The organism is Runella defluvii (assembly GCF_014195535.1).
Taxonomy (GTDB): Bacteria; Bacteroidota; Bacteroidia; order Cytophagales; family Spirosomataceae; genus Runella; species Runella defluvii.
Map to the genome: position 1 here is coordinate 93,607 of NZ_JACIBY010000004.1, position 15,549 is coordinate 109,155.

18 protein-coding genes are annotated in these 15,549 nt (G+C 43.3%); 11 read left to right on the forward strand and 7 right to left on the reverse strand.

The window, feature by feature from the left end; genetic code table 11:
• Nucleotides 1-225: 225 nt before the first annotated feature.
• The 5 genes from FHS57_RS10605 (at nucleotide 226) to FHS57_RS10620 (ending at nucleotide 3,998) form a co-directional block, all read left to right on the forward strand.
• Nucleotides 226-1,635, forward strand: a complete 1,410-nt coding sequence (locus FHS57_RS10605; RefSeq protein WP_183973335.1) for a TlpA family protein disulfide reductase — start codon at nucleotides 226-228, stop codon at nucleotides 1,633-1,635.
• A 132-nt stretch (nucleotides 1,636-1,767) separates the two neighbouring features.
• Complete coding sequence (locus FHS57_RS10610) at nucleotides 1,768-2,262, forward strand: DUF2975 domain-containing protein (RefSeq protein WP_183973337.1); 495 nt, start codon at nucleotides 1,768-1,770, stop codon at nucleotides 2,260-2,262.
• Between the two features lies 1 nt (nucleotide 2,263).
• A complete protein-coding gene (locus tag FHS57_RS10615) occupies nucleotides 2,264-2,467 on the forward strand; it encodes a helix-turn-helix domain-containing protein (RefSeq protein WP_183973339.1) in 204 nt (67 codons plus the stop codon).
• 146 nt (nucleotides 2,468-2,613) lie between these two features.
• Nucleotides 2,614-2,748 carry a hypothetical protein gene (locus FHS57_RS31975; protein WP_262889938.1) on the forward strand — a complete coding sequence of 45 codons (135 nt, stop codon included), beginning with the start codon at nucleotides 2,614-2,616 and terminating at the stop codon, nucleotides 2,746-2,748.
• Between the two features lie 536 nt (nucleotides 2,749-3,284).
• The gene (locus FHS57_RS10620) at nucleotides 3,285-3,998 is read left to right on the forward strand and encodes a YqjF family protein (RefSeq protein WP_183973342.1); all 714 of its coding nucleotides are present in this window, start codon (nucleotides 3,285-3,287) and stop codon (nucleotides 3,996-3,998) included.
• A gap of 36 nt (nucleotides 3,999-4,034) precedes the next feature.
• On the opposite strand, the gene FHS57_RS10625 is transcribed toward FHS57_RS10620, so the two are convergent.
• Nucleotides 4,035-4,202, reverse strand: coding sequence for a hypothetical protein (locus FHS57_RS10625; protein WP_183973344.1), 168 nt, complete (start codon nucleotides 4,200-4,202; stop codon nucleotides 4,035-4,037).
• Nucleotides 4,203-4,392: 190 nt separating this feature from the next.
• On the opposite strand from FHS57_RS10625, the gene FHS57_RS10630 reads away from it, so the two are divergent.
• The gene (locus tag FHS57_RS10630; protein ID WP_183973346.1) at nucleotides 4,393-5,445 is read left to right on the forward strand and encodes a TolB family protein; all 1,053 of its coding nucleotides are present in this window, start codon (nucleotides 4,393-4,395) and stop codon (nucleotides 5,443-5,445) included.
• A gap of 59 nt (nucleotides 5,446-5,504) precedes the next feature.
• Here the strand turns inward: FHS57_RS10630 and FHS57_RS10635 are convergent, their stop codons facing one another.
• Nucleotides 5,505-6,869: an AMP-binding protein gene (locus FHS57_RS10635; RefSeq protein WP_183973348.1), complete on the reverse strand. Its 1,365-nt coding sequence runs from the start codon at nucleotides 6,867-6,869 to the stop codon at nucleotides 5,505-5,507.
• A 202-nt stretch (nucleotides 6,870-7,071) separates the two neighbouring features.
• Between FHS57_RS10635 and FHS57_RS10645 the strand changes: the two genes are divergently transcribed.
• Entirely contained in the window at nucleotides 7,072-8,736 is a 1,665-nt protein-coding gene (locus FHS57_RS10645; protein WP_183973352.1) for a pseudouridine synthase, read from the forward strand.
• Between the two features lie 65 nt (nucleotides 8,737-8,801).
• On the opposite strand, the gene FHS57_RS10650 is transcribed toward FHS57_RS10645, so the two are convergent.
• From FHS57_RS10650 to FHS57_RS10660, 3 genes are all read right to left on the reverse strand, one after another.
• Nucleotides 8,802-9,395: an HD domain-containing protein gene (locus tag FHS57_RS10650; RefSeq protein ID WP_183973354.1), complete on the reverse strand. Its 594-nt coding sequence runs from the start codon at nucleotides 9,393-9,395 to the stop codon at nucleotides 8,802-8,804.
• 18 nt (nucleotides 9,396-9,413) lie between these two features.
• Complete coding sequence (locus FHS57_RS10655; protein ID WP_183973356.1) at nucleotides 9,414-9,653, reverse strand: AbrB/MazE/SpoVT family DNA-binding domain-containing protein; 240 nt, start codon at nucleotides 9,651-9,653, stop codon at nucleotides 9,414-9,416.
• 229 nt (nucleotides 9,654-9,882) lie between these two features.
• On the reverse strand, nucleotides 9,883-10,815 hold the full coding sequence (locus tag FHS57_RS10660; RefSeq protein WP_229601314.1) for an NAD(P)/FAD-dependent oxidoreductase: 933 nt from the start codon (nucleotides 10,813-10,815) through the stop codon (nucleotides 9,883-9,885).
• A 126-nt stretch (nucleotides 10,816-10,941) separates the two neighbouring features.
• On the opposite strand from FHS57_RS10660, the gene FHS57_RS10665 reads away from it, so the two are divergent.
• Genes FHS57_RS10665 through FHS57_RS10675 form a run of 3 tightly spaced genes read left to right on the forward strand, consistent with a single transcriptional unit; the run spans nucleotide 10,942 to nucleotide 13,248 of the window.
• On the forward strand, nucleotides 10,942-11,244 hold the full coding sequence (locus FHS57_RS10665) for an isochorismate lyase (RefSeq protein WP_183973358.1): 303 nt from the start codon (nucleotides 10,942-10,944) through the stop codon (nucleotides 11,242-11,244).
• Entirely contained in the window at nucleotides 11,220-12,353 is a 1,134-nt protein-coding gene (locus FHS57_RS10670) for a glycosyltransferase family 4 protein (RefSeq protein ID WP_183973360.1), read from the forward strand. The genes FHS57_RS10665 and FHS57_RS10670 overlap by 25 nt, the downstream gene beginning before the upstream one ends.
• Nucleotides 12,354-12,396: 43 nt before the next feature.
• Nucleotides 12,397-13,248 (forward strand): alpha-1,2-fucosyltransferase, encoded by an 852-nt coding sequence (locus tag FHS57_RS10675; protein WP_183973362.1) that lies wholly within the window; start codon nucleotides 12,397-12,399, stop codon nucleotides 13,246-13,248.
• A 1-nt stretch (nucleotide 13,249) separates the two neighbouring features.
• Here the strand turns inward: FHS57_RS10675 and FHS57_RS10680 are convergent, their stop codons facing one another.
• The gene (locus FHS57_RS10680) at nucleotides 13,250-14,098 is read right to left on the reverse strand and encodes a c-type cytochrome (RefSeq protein WP_183973364.1); all 849 of its coding nucleotides are present in this window, start codon (nucleotides 14,096-14,098) and stop codon (nucleotides 13,250-13,252) included.
• Nucleotides 14,099-14,240: 142 nt separating this feature from the next.
• Complete coding sequence (locus FHS57_RS10685) at nucleotides 14,241-14,972, reverse strand: NIPSNAP family protein (RefSeq protein ID WP_183973366.1); 732 nt, start codon at nucleotides 14,970-14,972, stop codon at nucleotides 14,241-14,243.
• Nucleotides 14,973-15,097: 125 nt separating this feature from the next.
• Here FHS57_RS10685 and FHS57_RS10690 point away from each other — a divergent pair, with 125 nt between their 5' ends.
• Entirely contained in the window at nucleotides 15,098-15,502 is a 405-nt protein-coding gene (locus tag FHS57_RS10690) for a DUF4174 domain-containing protein (protein WP_183973368.1), read from the forward strand.
• The last annotated feature ends 47 nt before the right edge of the window (nucleotides 15,503-15,549 follow it).

Here is a 15,549-nt window from a genome sequence, read left to right on the forward strand (position 1 = left end):
TTGTAACAAAATGGATGATTCCATAAAAAGTCTCGGAGAGACGCAACATTTGTAGAATTGTAACAAAATGGATGATTCCATAAAAAGTCTCGGAGAGACATAACGTTTGTAGCAAAATGAGCCATTCGATGAAAAATCTGGCTTCGGAGAAGCCTAACATCATACTGTGCATATATAGTTTTTCTTTATATTTGTTGAGTTACAAACCTTTCCTAAACTACAGCTATGCGAACCCTTCTCTTCTGCTCCCTTTTGACTATTAGCCTCGCAACTTTTTCACAAAACGTTTCGATTCGAGGCAAAATCAAGAATCCTGTGTCGCGAAATATTAGTATTTTTATTTATCCATTTGCTGAAAAAAGCCAACAGAATAAACTGCTATTGGATGAAAATGGCGCTTTTGAAGTAGAGACTACGCTTAATGACATTGCCTACCTTTATTGTGATTTTGATAAAAATAAAGAAGAAAACTTGACTTTTATTCTTGAGCCTAATGACACCATTTTGATGAATTTTGAGGGAAAAGACTTCTGGAATACAGTCAGTTTTCAGGGTAATGCCGCCCCAAAATTTGAGTACTACAGAGAAGATTTCAAAAAAACCTTCATTGAGTCGGATTGGAAAAATATTTCCTCCAAAAAATTAGGCTCGCCTGCTTTGTTTTTTAGAAAATTGATGGAATTAGAAGATGTGAAAATGAGGGTTTTAGATAAATATAAGGATAAGACAAGTTCGACTTTTTATACCCTTTGCCAAGCAGATATTAAATCTGACATCAACCGCAAAATGCTTCCAGATATTTATCAAAGGGCTCAAAAATTAAAAGTACCACTGGACAGTAAGCTTATCCCCGCTTTGTATCGAAAAAAAATAACCGAAATAAACCCACCCCAAAATGAATTAACTGTTAAGTCTGAACACTACCCGAATAATGTTTTGTACATGACTGCTTTGGCTTATCCTGACAAAAAAAATGATATTGAACATATAGGAGATTACTTTCAAGCCCACAAACCGCTGTTTCATCCAGCTTTTGTTGAAGTTCTAAGTGCAGAGCACTTAAAAGAGGAAATCAACTACAAAGGCGTTAGTGAGGAAGTTACCAAAAAGATAAAAAATTTTGAGAAAGAGTATCCTGATAGTCGTTTTTTACCTCTGATCAAAGAAACAATCGCAAACAAAGAAATCTTTGCCATTGGCAAACCTGCTTTGTCCTTTTCACTTCGAGATACCGCAGGTCGTACGGTGCAGCTGGCTGATTTTAAGGGGAAAGTCATTTATCTCGACTTTTGGGCGAGTTGGTGTGGGCCGTGCATTGCCGAAATGACGTCAGCAAAGAAGATAAAAAATCACTTCAAAGACCAAACCGACTTGGTGTTTCTGTACATTTCGTTGGATAAGAAAGAGAGTGATTGGCGCAAAGCCATTGCCAAGTACCAAATTGGAGGTACTCACTTGCGGGATGACATCAAAGCTGAGGAAAGCGTAGCGAATACCTATGATGCAGGCTCCATTCCGTCGTCTTTCATTATTGGCAGAGATCACACCTTCCACGCTATTCAGCCTCCAGCACCCAGCAAAAACGATGGAAAGGATTTGATAAAAATACTGGAAGAAGCTTTAAATAAGAAGTAAAATGTGCGTCTTCAGAGAAGAAGCAGTGTGTAGAAGTTAGTTGGTGTTAAAAATTTAAAATAAAACAATAAATATTTATTGTTTTATTTTAAATATACACTACATTTGCTTAAACTTTAACTATACAGAAAAATGAAAACACAAAAAATTCTTCTTTGGTTAATCATGGCGTTTGTGGTGATTGACTTCGCATCTTATTTTATTCCAGCACTCAAAGGAATGAACGCGGGAGGGAATGGAGCAGGGGTATGGCTCTTCAAAATGGGAAAAATAGCCTGTTCGTTTACCGTAGGTTGGTGTATTTTTCGCCTCCGACAACTGTATTTACAGCATCAGTTTTTTACCGAAAAAGCCACTCTTTACCTACGTTGGGTAGCTTATTTGGTCATTGGAATCGCTGTTCTAGGCTCATTTGAATATGCCTTCAGGCAGCTACAATCCATCGAAGGTTTATATACAGGAGGAATTCCTTCGTCGGTAGCTTGGCCAGTAGCAGTGCGGGCTTTTTTTGCTCACTTTTTAGTACATGAGCCCATCCCGATTTTCTTGGGATTGTGTATGTTGTTGGTGACTGATTTTGTCCAAAAAGCCATTGTTGTTAAATCCGAGAACGAATCATTTATCTAAAATGACGATTGTAGTAAATTTGGACGTTATGATGGCCAAACGAAAAATGTCACTCAATGAATTGGCCCAACAGGTAGGGGTGACGAACGTCAACTTGTCAATTTTGAAGACAGGAAAGGCAAAAGGTGTTCGATTTGATACGCTGGCAGCTATCTGCAAAGCCCTTGATTGCCAGCCAGGAGATATTTTGGAATATATTAAATAAAAAGAGCTGCCGATTTTTTAGAATCTGGCAGCTCTTTCAGTTGAGAAATTACCTAAATTCCGCTATTCGTAGCTGCATCCACATTCACTCGTCCCCAGCCAAAATTGCTGTTACGACTAGGATAATAACTTGCCGATGAGGCCAATTTGCTCACTACTTGGTCGCGGGTAAGCGGCGGGAAGCGAGATCATACCAAGGCCGCCATCGAAGAAGTAGAGGCAGAAGAGCCTCCCACCGTCGCAGGGGTATTGCTATTTTCGGTGGGCAATGTAACTACGTGACGGCTGGTAGTACTACGCTCCGTCACCACCACAAAATCTACTTTACTTCCTTTATGACAATCATCACAAGCGACATCGTTGGTGAGGTCTTTTACACCCGTTACGGCTTGTACTTCAGGCTTCTAAGCGGGAAAAATTAAGCCACCAGCTTGCTGACCAGCCTCAAGAGGTTGTTGTTGCGTCAAGTCAATTTGATAAATAGTTTTACTCAGGTCGTTGTCTATTTTTTCGGGCTTACAACCTGCCGAAAGGCCTGAGTATGAACGTTTGAGGGCACACCACACATTTTGTCGGAAGCTGATTCCCAAAAAAACATACCCTGTTCTTGAAGCTTTTTATTGATGAAATTGTCAATTGTTTTGACCGATATGCGTTGGTCAGGTTTCGTAATGATTGGTTCTTGGGGGGATGACAAGTTGCAAATAACAAGTATTGCTTTTTCATAAAAGTTGAAGAATTGGTTTAGAAATATAGCCAAGTATAGAGATTTGAAGTTACTTTATACAATCGTAGTCATTAATTAAAATTTGCTCAAAATGCTTGCCTCCTTTCTTACCGCAGAATGGCGGAAATTGGCGATGGCCAACTATGCCGTATCACCTGATTTATTGAAATCCTACGTTCCCAAACATACTGAATTAGACGTGTGGAACGGCGTCTGCTACGTAAGTTTGGTAGGCTTTCTGTTTGATAATGTACGATTAAAGGGAATTTCTATTCCATTCCATAGGTCTTTTGAAGAGGTAAATCTGAGGTTTTACGTACGCTATTGCGACGAACAAGGAAATTGGAAACGGGGTACTACTTTCATTAAAGAAATTGTACCAAAACCCGCCGTCAGTTGGCTTGCCAATCTCGTTTATCATGAGCCATACATCACCAAGCCAATGCGGTACAATTGGCAACATTCGGAGAATCAATTAACCGTAAGTTATGAATGGAAGCACAACGACTGGAATCGTTTTGAAGTAGTGGCTGATCATGTGGCTGTAGAAATGCTAGTAGGAAGCAAAGAAGAGTTTATCACAGAGCATTATTGGGGATACACTGCTTACAGCCCAACAGTAACCTCCGAATATGGTGTTGAGCACCCGCGTTGGCAAGTATATCCAGTAAAAGACTATACAATTGATGTTGACTTTGAAGCTGTGTATGGCGCAGCCTTTGGCTTTTTATCCTCTCAAAAACCCGATTCAGTCCTGTTGGCCGAAGGCTCGGAGATACAAGTGCGGTCAGCAAGAAAGCTGTGAATGTGAAGGTTTTATGTCGTTGAAAATCGACAGAATCTAATCGTCGCGTTTGGGGCATTTTTTGCAGTGCTTGCCCTTCTTCTTGTACGCTTTACAGCATTTCTTTAGGTCGCAGGCAAAAGCACAACCCATGAAGGCGTTGGGCTGAAAAAACTTTTCTTCAGTGCTTGAAAGTGGGCAAGTCGAAACTTCAACGATGGTCATTGTAACTATTCTAAGGTTTCAAATACGTACGCAAAATTAGTTTATTTAGATTAATTACAAACAAATTTTTTCGATTATTTTTACCATTCTACCAAAAAATGCCTTTCTGCCCCTAAAAAGCCGTAAAAAAGATTGCGAACATAGGGCATCTATGCCGTTCTTTGCGGTTACTAAATCAACAGAAAGTAATATGAGAATCAACTACTTGCTAACACCGCTACTTCTTTTCGCTACGGTTGCACTGGCACAAACGGGAGACGAAAAGCATTTAACCAACATAAAACAGCTCACGTTTGGAGGCGATAATGCCGAAGCGTATTTTAGTTTTGATAGTAAATACGTTAGCTTTCAGTCGAATAATCCAAAATGGGGTTTGCAGTGCGACCAGATTTTTTATTTGGATGTCACCAAAGGCTTGAAAAACCCGGATGAACGCCCGCAGTTTATTAGTACGGGAAAAGGCCGCACGACTTGTTCGTATTTTATGCCTGATGGCAAACATATTCTCTTTGGAAGCACGCACTTGGCCAACGATTCGTGCCCGCCACCTATCAAACCGTACCTCAACAAATACTTGTGGGCGGTGTACGACACCTACGATATTTTTGTGTCGGATTTGAAAGGGAAAGTGGTGAAGCAATTGACTACCGAAAAAGGCTATGATGCCGAAGCAACGATTTCGCCCAAAGGTGATAAAATTGTCTTCACTTCGACCCGCAATGGCGACCTTGATTTGTACATCATGGACATCGACGGAAAGAACGTGAAACAAATCACAAATCAGTTGGGGTACGATGGTGGGGCATTTTTCTCACCCGACGGAAAAAAACTCGTTTTCCGCTCGTCGCGCCCCAAAACAGATGAAGAGGTGGCCGAATACAAGAAACTGCTTTCGATGGGATTGGTAGCGCCGACCGACATGGAAATTTATACGTGCAACGTGGATGGTTCGGACCTACGCCAAATTACCAAGCTAGGTAAAGCCAACTGGGCACCCTACTTTACGCCGAAAGGTGATAAAATTATTTTCTCGTCAAACCACCATTCTCAACGCGGCTACGACTTCCAATTGTACCTTATCAACCTCGACGGAACGGGCTTGGAACGGGTGACCAACAACAGTATTTTTAACGCATTTCCGATGTTTTCGTACGATGGGAAGAAGCTGATTTTTAGTTCGAACCGCAACAATGCACCAGGCTCTCGCGATACCAATTTGTACATCGCTGACTGGGTAGATTAACGATTTATCTCAAACACTTCGTGGATTAGGCCGCTTTGAACCTAATCCACGAAGTACTTTTACGTCATATACGGCAGCGAGGGAAGAGGCTGCGCCAGCAAATCGTTGTCCCATGCTTGCCGAATCAATTGGCTTTTTTCTGGGTATTTTGTTGATTTACAGCCCAGTAACACACATTGTGCTTCCCCTGCAAATACGGGCAAAGTGGGACATCCTCCTACCAAACTGCTACCAAGGTAAGGATGGGTACCCAACGCAACCAACCACACATCTTTTTTCACCTGTTGATATACCCATTCAAATTCTTCTGCCGACAGTGGCCCGTCGAAGGTAGTGATGCTTTGTAAAGCGTTAAATTTATAACTAGGTAAAGGTGTTGATTTTATGGTCGTTAGAAATGCTGCCGTGCAGCCGAAATGATTGATTTTGTTTTTGTCGATACTCTCCCAAAGTGACCCTTTTGAGCCAGAAACGGGGGCGTCATAAAAGACAGGAATGGCACCCGTGAGCAGCGTACTCAGTGAAAATTGCCACGCAGTTGAAGGGGAGGAGTCGTGCCATAAAACGCGGTCGCCTTGCTTGAAATTTTGATGGATGGTCAACAACCGCAGATGTTCAAGCAACGTGCCTCCTGTGCTGTGGGTAACGGGGGTAAACGACGGAAACGATACCCAAAGCGGGTGCCCAAATGGGACATGGGTAAACTCCAACAAGGTTGAAGGTGTTTTGAGAACCGATGTCCATGTTTCTGCATGGAGGTCGTCTTCTCCTGTGGGCGTTACCCAAACGGTTTTGGTAGTACTTTTAAAAGTTGCCGAAGAATGCACAAAAACGACCTTAGGCGAAAGCGTTCTTGCGCGGTCGTTGAGGATTTTAGCATCCGTTTCTGGGGAAAAAATCGACCAAATAGCCCCAATAGCATGAGTGGCCAAAAATGCCACTACCGACTGAGGAGTATTGGGCAAAATTCCCATGACATGGTCGCCTTTAGAAACACCGACCTGTCGCAAATATGCCGCAACCGAGGCTACTTGTTTTTCTAAATCACGCCACGAAAACTCCCGAAGAGGCTCACCTTCGCTTTGGTATAAAAAAGCAGGCTTGTTGCTGTTTTTATGACGAAAAATGTGTTCGGCATAGTTGATCGTCGCGCCCGTAAACCATTGGGTTTTGGCCAGTTCTTTTTTGTCCGTAACGACAACATCCCAGTACAAGCTGTGCGTTTTGATGTCGCAAAACGACCAGATACATTCCCAAAAATCCTCGATGTCGGTCACTGACCAATCCCAAAGATCATGGTAATCACGGAAATACAGTCCTTTCTTAACAAATAACCAGTTTTGAAATTTTTTCAGGTTGGACTGCTCCACAACCGAGCGCGAAGGAGCCCAAAGGGGTTTGAGTGGTACACGATCTAGTATCACGGCACAAAAAGTTAATAGGTTGGATGGCTAGATGTTTAAACGACCAAAATCATTTTTTTGAGATATATTTCTTAAAAAAAACATCGTGGCTTTATTTTTTGTACCTTTGTTTGCCTGATTATCAGGGTATTTAGGGCGGTTAATCGCCGCCAAATTTTTAGTTACATAATTCACTTTTTACAGTAGTGATACTGCAAATCCAATGAAAAAAGACAATAAAGGCGCTGGGAAAACGCCGTTTTACAGTAAATTCGTAAAGTCGAATCAATCGTCAGATAATTTTGACAACTCTTCAGAACCTAGACGCGCAAGACCTCGTTTAGAAAAATCTCCCGACAAAAAGTCCAGTGAAACCCCTCGTCGCGAACGCAGCTTTGACAAACCGTTTGAAAAGCGCGGCGACAAACCAGCCTTCAAAAAGCCGTTTGATAAGCCATTTGAAAAACGTGGCGAACGTAGTTTTGACAAACCGTTTGAGAAACGTGGTGACAAACCAGCCTTCAAAAAGCCGTTTGACAAGCCATTTGAAAAACGCGGCGAACGCAGTTTTGACAAACCATTTGAAAAGCGCGGCGAACGTAGCTTGGACAAGCCATTTGAAAAACGTGGCGAACGTAGTTTTGACAAGCCATTTGAGAAACGTGGCGAACGTAGCTTTGACAAGCCATTTGAAAAACGTGGCGAACGCAGTTTTGACAAGCCATTTGAAAAGCGCGGCGAACGCAGTTTTGACAAGCCATTTGAAAAGCGCGGCGAACGCAGTTTTGATAAGCCATTTGAGAAACGCGGCGAACGCAGCTTTGACAAACCATTTGAAAAACGCGGCGAACGCAGTTTTGATAAGCCATTTGAGAAACGTGGCGAACGCAGTTTTGATAAGCCATTTGAGAAACGCGGTGAACGTAGCTTTGACAAGCCATTTGAGAAACGCGGCGAACGTAGTTTTGACAAACCATTTGAAAAACGCGGCGAACGTAGCTTTGACAAGCCATTCGAGAAACGCGGACGGGCTTCAGAGGAAGGTGATAAGCCTGAAAAACGTAGCCGTGCCGAAGATGGGTTACGCCGTCGGGTAGGGGAGTACACCGAAGCGCCTCGTTATGACCTTCGTAAAGCAGAAGAAAAATACATAAAAAAGGACGGGCCCGCGCCAAAAGATGACTTGATTCGCCTTAATAAATACATCGCAAATGCGGGATTGTGTTCTCGTCGTGAAGCGGATGGATTGATTGAAACAGGGCAAATTACGGTCAACGGCAAGGTAATCAATGAGCTAGGGCACAAAGTAAATCCTGGTGATATTGTAAAGTACGGTAACCGTATCTTGAATCCTGAGAAAATGGTCTATATTTTGGTGAATAAACCAAAAGACTATATTACGACGACCGATGATCCAGAAGGCCGTCATACGGTGATGGAGCTGATTTCGGGCGCGTGTAATGAACGTGTATATCCTGTGGGGCGTTTGGACCGTAACACAACGGGCTTGTTGTTGTTGACAAACGACGGTGAATTGGCTGAAAAACTGATGCACCCATCGAACGAAATCAACAAGATTTACCAAGTTGAGTTAGACAAACCCATCACGACCGAAGATTTTGAAAAAATCAAAGAAGGTTTGGAGTTAGAAGATGGATTCATCAAACCCGACGATTTAGCACTTGTTACGCCCGATGCAATGGTCGTAGGGATTGAGATTCACAGTGGCCGCAACCGTATTGTTCGTCGTGTGTTTGAAAGCCTTGGTTACGAGGTGATTAAGCTTGATAGAACAGTCTATGCAGGGCTAAATAAAAAAGACCTTCCACGTGGCAAATGGCGCTTCTTGAACGAAAAAGAAGTAGTGCGTTTGAAATACTTAGTGTAAGACACGAAGAATAAAAACTAACGAAAAAGGGCTGCGTTTCCGCAGCCCTTTTTCGTTGAAGTAGGTCATGCTTTCTTCAAAATTCCCTTCTCAACGTTTTCATTGAGTACGTTTTCGGCATAGTTCCAGATGGTGGTAGAACCCTCTTTAATGACCGATTTCTTTTGATAGACCTTTTCATAAGGAACGTCAAATTCTGCCCAAGTTCCTCCGTTGTTGGAGGTATTTTGGAGGAGAGGTTCTAAACGATCCATGGAACGGGCAAACTTGGCTTCTTTGGTTTCCCCTGCCTCAAATTCTTCCCAAATTGCAATTAGTTCGTCGGCTTGGGCTTGGGGAAGTAGCCCAAAAATCCGCTGAGCGGCGAGCCGTTCTTCGTCGGTATTTGAGTGATTTTTCTGGGTGTCATAGATAAAGGTATCGCCCGCGTCAATCTCAACAATGTCATGAATTAGCACCATTTTAACCACCTTCAGCACATCAACAGGCTCGTTGGCGTGTTCGGCTAAAACGATGGCCATCAGGGCCAAATGCCAACTGTGTTCGGCATCGTTTTCGTTTCGGTCGCTGTTGAGGAGTTTGGTTTTGCGTTGGATGTATTTGAGCTTGTCAATCTCCTTGATGAACTCAATTTGCTGTAATAACTGGTCAGAAATCATCTTGTAAATAAGGTGTGTTTAATCAACAAAGGTTTCGTCTTCCAATAAATCACGTATTAAAAGCGTATCATCTCCCCGTTCGTGCATTTGTTTAAAAGCATCTTCCCAGCCTTTCCTAGGCTCAGGTTTGGGCTTTAAAATCATGTAGCCTTGCTCAAGAACCAGCTCAATTTTGTCACTGATACTATATTTCTCAAGAATACTTTTTGACAAACGAATGCCTCTGGAGTTGCCAATAGTTATGACTGAAAGTTCCATAAGTTGTTTTTGTTATTACAAAGTAATTACAAAATGCTTTCGTTTGTAAGCCATTAATCAAAAAGGTTGTACGAAATTTTGCAGGTAACTAGGAAAATGTAACCACATAGTTCACATAGAATTTTTCACATAGCGCACAAAAGACTGTCTATGTTTACTATGTGTTTATTCTACTGTTTTCTATGTGGTTCAAAAAAAAAGTATCATATCCTGTATTTATTCGTACCCCCTAGTCGAACAAACTGGTTAAGGCCTTCCCTACTTCCAGCCCCGACAAAAACGCTCCTTCGACGTTGCCAATCCCAAACGCGTCGCCCGCCAAGTAAACGGGAGCGTGTTCGAGTTTGTAAAAAGAATGGGGGTGGCGTTGACGGGCGAGGCTGTAGCGCCAGCGATGTACTTGAACTTGTTCGATGGATTCAGGGGCAATCCAATCGCGTACGGAGGCCAGTAAGTCTTTGCCTACTTCTTGCAAATTGTGTTCAAAGTGTGCCTGACTGTAGTCAGCAGAGGCGTGTAAAGTAACCGAAGGAACCGAAGAAATGCCTTTTTGAAAGTTATCGGCTATCCACGCGACAGGTTGGTTTTCCAAAAGTAATCCACCTCCTTCAAGCGTGCTAGGCGTGTTCAACGTAGCCAAAACGGCAATGCAAGGGTCGTATTCGATGGAAGCCAAAACGCGTTGGTCAGCCTCCGAAAGCACTGTTTGTGAGCGTTGAAAAAGCTCCGTAGCTTGCGGAGTTGGCATCGTTGAAATAAGCGCATCGAAAGGGTATTGGTTGCCCGATTCGGTTTCAACCGACTGAGAATGAATAAGTATTGCTTTTTCGTTTAATTGGATGTTGAGTGAAGCCGCCAAGTATTTGGGAATGGTGTTCATTCCTGCTGTCCCGATATAACGCACATTTTCGCGCTGAGGAACTTGCCATTCCGAAATGACTTTTTCGGTAATAAGTTCATCAATAAAAAGACGAAATTCGGGCGATTTGACCGAAAAATACTGCGCGCCGTGGTCAGCTTTGGCAAGTTCAATTTTACGGGTTGACATGCGACCGCCTACGCCGCGTCCTTTGTCGAGCAGCGTTACTTCGTGGCCATTTTGAGTCAAAATTCGGGCGGCCGAGAGGCCCGTCATGCCTGCGCCTAAGATGATTATTTTCAAGGGTAGTTGGGATTAAAGAGGTGATTCAATGGGATTCATAAAAATAACTTGCTTTAGGGAGGAGTTGTTTGCCTTTTCAATGCTTTTGCGCTTCTTTGTGGCTTAAATCAACACCTTTTATTTGTGATGAAACTACCAGCTGAATGTGAAAATATGGTCGAAATTCGTACCGAAATTGATGCTTTAGACCGTGAAATTATTCGATTGATTGGCCAACGGTTTGGGTACGTTAAAGCAGCCTCAAAATTTAAAACGTCCGAGACGAGTGTGAAGGCACCCGAACGTTTCAAGGCCATGCTTGTCGAGCGAAGAACGTGGGCGGAAGAAGAGGGTATTCACCCAGATGCCATCGAAAAAATGTACACCGATTTGGTGAACTATTTCATTCAAGAGGAAATGAACCATTGGAAAAACCAGCAAACCACCTAGCGCAACCTTACAAAGTTCTTATTGTCGCTTTTGGCTTTTACCCCGAAACCCACGGAGTTGCCGAAGTGGCCTATCGTCATGCCCTAGGACTGTATCAATGGGGGCATCAAGTGACGGTGGTCACTCGTGGAAAAAAGGTGGAGAATTTCCCGTTTGAGGTTGTGTATGTTGAGCAAAAGGTTGATTACCAAGTGCTTTTAAGGCTGTCGGAAGCAAGCGTGATTTGTGTTCACGGCTGGAATAATTGGGCTTCTGACTGGGTGATAGAACTGTTGCCTTTACCCGCAAAAGTTGTTCTGGTAAGTCATGGCACCAATTTCAACGTTCGTCTTGGCGGTATTCGAGGGTTGGTTTGGTGGCTTCGTCAACGAAGGCAGGCTTGGCATTTTGATAAAAAAATGCGGAGTTTCGATCATTACGTATTTCTGTCTGACGTACCCGAGCCTCAGCGGATGTCGGATGTGGTTTGGGTGAAAAAGAATAAATTTTCTTCGTATTCGGTGATTCCTAACGGTGCTCGACCTGCTTTTGGAACGCCTTCCACGCGAGATTTTCGGCTTGAAAATGGGCTTCCAATGGCGCGAATGCTGTTGTGCGTTTCTAATTATACACCCACCAAAGGGCAGCAGGAACTGGTGAAATGGTTTCGAGAAATGCAGCTGCCCGATGCAGTTTTGGTGCTGATTGGAAGTAATTTTAATGACTTTTCAAGCCGTCTCAAACGGCTTGCGGGAGAGGAGCTGAACAAAACCATTTTTTTATTTGACCAACAAACCGAAGCCCAAATCCAGGCCGCCTACGGTGCTGCCGACGTGTTTGTTACGGCTACGCACACCGAAGTTCAGCCGCTTATGCTACTCGATGCAATGGCCGTGGGTCTGCCGTTTTTGAGCCGAAGCGTGGGTGTCGTTTCGTCGCTTGCGGGTGGGATGTGCTTTCAAGACAAAACGACGTTTCAATCCCAGCTACGACTACTTTTAGCCGACGATGTGTTGAGAAAACGTTTAGGAAAAGAAGGCACAGAAGCGACAAAAAATACGCATCATTGGGATATAATTGCGCTGAAATATCATCAATTGGTATGCAGCTTGCTCCATAATCAAGTGTGACGAAATGTGATAGATATAGTCAAAGCCTAAAATAAGTACGGCTATGATTATCGTAAAATTAAGCGGCGGTTTGGGTAATCAATTGTTTCAATACGCGTTGGGACGGCATTTGGCATTTTTAAACCAAACCGAACTCAAGTTAGACCTATCGCAGTTGCAGGCTTCACGGTTTTGGACATCCCGTATGTATGCGTTAGACGCTTTTTCAATCAACGCATCAGTGGCCACTAACCGCGAAATCAGTGAGCTTGTAGGGGCTTCTTTTTCAATGTTGGGGCGTTTGGGAGCTATTTCTCCCTTCTACCAGCGGGAACCACATTTTCATTTTTCCCCGCTTATGCTTCGTTTGCGGGGCGATTTATATTTTGATGGATATTGGCAGTCTGAACGCTATTTTAAGCCCATTGCTTCCCTCGTAAAACAGGAATTAAAGCTGCAAACTCCCGTTCTTCCGCGTTTTCAAATGTGGCAAAACTTGATTCAAACCAGTGAGGCGGTGAGCGTACATGTGCGTCGTGGTGATTATACGCTGCGCTCGATGGCCAATCGTTTTTTACGGCCTTGTGGGTTGGATTATTACCAAAAAGCGGCTTCTGTGCTTTTACCTCAAATTCAACAGCCTACTTTTTTTGTTTTTTCGGACGACCCTGTTTGGGCCAAAACTCACCTACATTTTCCTGTTCCGACCCATTTTGTCGAAGGAAATTCGGCCGCAGAAGACTTGGTGCTCATCTCACAGTGTCAACATCACATCATTGCGAATAGCACGTTCAGTTGGTGGGGGGCGTGGTTGGCTGCTTTTCCAGACAAAAAAATAATCGCCCCGCAGCAATGGTTTGCGACGGAGCGATTCAACACCAAGGACTTACTTCCCGACGACTGGGAACGAGTATAGCCTATATTTTATGTTTTGCCATGTATTGTAAATAATTCACAATGGCGTCTAACTCTTTGTCGTTCAAATGAGTGACGGCTGGCATTTTGCATTCGTTGCGGTACGACGAAGGGGCTTTTACAAACTGCTTGATGTGCTCGACTTTCCAATACTCTGTCACGCTTTTGGGGTAATTCAGTTCTGGCCCCATTTTGCCACCAACTTTATTGAGCGAATGGCACGTTAAGCAATTGACTTTAAAGAGCTCAAAACCCTTTACTTGGGTATCGTCGTCTTTGGGAAACAATACGGCTAATTCTTTTGAGGCCGCCGAAAGGCTAATTTTTACCAAATTATAAGGCCATTTGTAGCTAACATCGGCGCCTGGCACGTCAGTATAAACGATGTAAAAAGGCGCAATCTTCATTTCTCGGCCTTCTTTGGTCGGGTTTATCCAATCTTGTCCTTGGGGGGCGTCCACATCAGCCACGGCCAAAAATGCTTTTTTACTCAATACTTTTTCCAACGCCATCGAAGGATTATAGCCGTCTTCGCACTCAAACACAATCTGCGTTTCGCTGCGATTGAGGTTCTTGTAGGCAGGTAAAAATGTGTCCAAAATGGTTTGTAACGGAATGGCTTTGTACGTTTTCTTTTGGTGAAAAACGGGGTCGTCGGCCACAACAACGGTTTCGGGAGTGGGAAATTTTGCTTTTAAATCAGGCAAGAAAATACCTATTGAATCCACCTTCGCTACCGCAGCGGTATCGGTGTTTGTGGTGTCACTTTTGGTTTGGTTGTCTGATTGTTGTGAGCTGTTGCAAGCCGCAAATGAAAGGGCAATGAAAGCAAAAGAAAGCCAATTTTTCATAGCAGAAGAGAGGGTTGATGTACGCATTTTTGTCGCGAGGTTTTGAGAAACCTCGTCTTCGGTTTTGAGAAACCGAAGGCACTTTTAATCCTTTCCAAGTTTTGAATTTGTCGAATAACGAAACTTGGAAAGGGTATGAGTCTTATTTAATCGTCGAAAAGTCGGTCGCTTTCATGTAAACCGACTCCACTTTGTTCGCAAGTTTTCCGTTGACCTCCGAAGCGTCGCGTGCTTTTACCCAATCAGGATCGGCTCTGAAGGCATCAAATGCTTTTTTGCCCGCTTCCTCACTTGGGTGCGCCAAGATGTAGATAAGCGTATCATCTTTGCCATTGACCGTCCAGTAAGCGACGTTAGTCATACCGTGTTTTTTGAATAATTTAAGCGTATGATTGCGAAAACGTGCCAACAAATCAGGTAATTTGCCAGGGTTGGTGGTGTACGTACGAAGTTCAAAAACGCGCTCTTTTTTGCTTTTTGAAGACTTAATTTTGGGTGAAAAATCGGTCGCGTCCATAAAAATGCTTTCCACTTTCGACACAATTTTGCCACTTACTTCCGATTCCGTCCGTGCTTTCACCCACTCAGGGTCAGCACCAAAGGCTTTCCAAGAGGCATCGCGTGCGGCACGGTCGGGGTAGGCGAGGACATAAATGAGCTTGTTTTCTTCGTGCAACGGAACCCAATAGCCAATGTTGGTCATGCCGTGTTTTTCAAAAATTTTAGTAGTATGGTTCCGAAAACGAGTCAAAAGTGCCTCCAAACGGCCAGGTTCGGTGTAATAAATGCGGGTTTCAAACAAGCGCGTATCTTGTGCCGATGCCGTGAGCACCGCAGCAAATAAAAGCATAGTGGTTAGAAATTGTTTAAACATTGTGTTTATTGGTTTATTTGTACATTCAAAAGACACAGTAAGCGTAGTTCTAAGTAAAAAAAAGGAAGTTTTATTGTGAGATAGTGGTACGTTCTTTGTAAGGTAATTCTAAAAAAGAAAGAGGTATGAATGTGTTCATTTTAACGTTAAGTATGTTTTTGTGGGGACAAGACCCGCTTGAAAGTCGTTTGTCGAAAATGGTGGGGAAAAGCCGAGTCGTGATGGTATATTGCCCAAAATCGTCGGATAGGGATTTTAAGGCGCAAAAAAAATGGTTGAGTGAGGTCGGGGCAGGTATTTTGGAGCGTGATTTATGCGTCGTGGATTGCGTAGAGGCTGAACTGTCTCCTGAAGATGCGGCACATTTGAAAGAACGTTTTCGCTATACTCCTAATCATTTTTGTTTTTGGTTGATTGGCAAAGACGGGGAAGTAAAACTTATCAGCTCCAAGCCCGTCAAACCCGAACAAATCTTTGGCCTCATCGACTCCATGCCCATGCGAAGGGAGGAAATGAAGCGGAATAAGTGATGGGCGAATTGATTTATCTATGCTTCAAAAAGTACCTAATGCAATAT